The sequence below is a fragment of the Robertkochia solimangrovi genome (assembly GCF_007279655.1).
In the GTDB taxonomy this organism is placed as follows: domain Bacteria; phylum Bacteroidota; class Bacteroidia; order Flavobacteriales; family Flavobacteriaceae; genus Robertkochia; species Robertkochia solimangrovi.
In genome coordinates, this window is sequence record NZ_QKWN01000021.1 from 1 (window position 1) to 1,498 (window position 1,498).

The following is a 1,498-nucleotide window of genomic DNA, read 5'->3' on the forward strand; positions in this document are numbered from 1 at the left end:
AAGCGAGCCCAAAAGCAATGCGACCCGAAGGGAAGCGAGCCCAAAAGCAATGCGACCCAAAGGGAAGCGAGCCCGAAAGGAATCCCGAAAAGGCAATGCGCCCCAAAGGGAAGCGAGCAGTAAGGTCACTCAAGGGAGTTTTGCGTCAGCAAAACAAACCGCGACACTAGAGAACTGATCGCGCCAGCGATCAGGATCGACACTAAGCACCGCCAGGTGCACGTCACTCCCTATAGGCTTTTCAAGTCTTTAATAACCTTAAACGCCTTATCAATCTGGTCTTCGCCTACGATAATCGTAAATTCATTCGTGGTGGAAATAACTTCATTCAGTATGATCCCTTCCCATGCGAGACGCTGAAAAATGAAGTAATAGATACCTGGAACGATCACATTCTCCTCTGGCAATTTCACGCTGATCGAGGAGAGCTTTTCAACTTTTTGAGTAAGTTTTTCATCTTTAAAGATCTCTTCAACGAGATCATTCAATGAATTACTCACTACGATATTGGTTTCATTCACCCCTCTGGAGGAGGTGTAGAAGATATCCTGATTATTGATCTCCTGCATTAGGCGGGCCTGTTTATTCAGAATCGAATCCGAAACGAGAAAGGTGTAATCGGTTAATGATGATCGCACTGTGATCTCCCCGACATTTTTCAACACCTTAAGAATCTTATGTGTGGCTCTGAATTCCAGTTCTGACGAAAGTCGTTTCAACGCCATTACAATAGCACCGTTACGAACATCTTTACCCAATTGCTCTTCAATATCCGGCTTGATCGTTCTAGATAAAGAAGTAAGGTTGATAATGCCCTGAGCAAGAGCACTCTGTAAAAACGGCTTTGATTTGATATAGCCTTCTACTACAGAAGAAATTGTTTTCATTTAAAAAATATTGCTGGTTAATTCGGTTGTTTAAGTTTGTGATAAAAATAGGACATCTTTTGACAAGAAACAAAAATTTCAACGAATTGTTATAAATAAAACATTTAAAAGAAATAAAACGCATCTTGTATATGTTTTATAACAATTCCATCATTTGTGCTCAGGATTCCAATAATATCGAACCGAACTTCCAGATCCAGATCATTTTCCACCATATAATGGTTCATGGCCTTCACTAATTGCTTAATTTTTTTATCCGATACAAAGTCCGTCGGATCCCCAAAATAATCCGTTGATCTTGCTTTTACTTCGACACCTATGATATGATCTGTATGCCTGGCAATGACATCAACTTCTGCCCTGTCAAACCGAAAATTTCGTTCCAGAATTTCAAATCCGCTTTGTACCAAATGACCACAAGCCAATTCCTCTGCCTCCTTACCAAACTCATTATGCTTAGCCATATTTTTTGGCAATAAGATAAAAGCTTAATGTTATAGAAAAGGAATTATTTTAGTGACCCTGGTGACACTGGTAACACTGGTGACATTAGCAAGGCAATGCGACCCAAAGGGAAGCGGACCCGAAAGGAATCCCGAAAAGGCAATGCG

At 40.9% G+C, this 1,498-nt stretch carries 2 protein-coding genes; both read right to left on the reverse strand.

Annotated features, from left to right (window positions below):
• Window positions 1-230 precede the first annotated feature (230 nt).
• Window positions 231-887 (reverse strand): aspartate kinase, encoded by a 657-nt coding sequence (locus DMZ48_RS18450; RefSeq protein WP_143956653.1) that lies wholly within the window; start codon window positions 885-887, stop codon window positions 231-233.
• A gap of 104 nt (window positions 888-991) precedes the next feature.
• A complete protein-coding gene (locus tag DMZ48_RS18455; protein WP_143956654.1) occupies window positions 992-1,351 on the reverse strand; it encodes a YraN family protein in 360 nt (119 codons plus the stop codon).
• Window positions 1,352-1,498 lie beyond the last annotated feature (147 nt).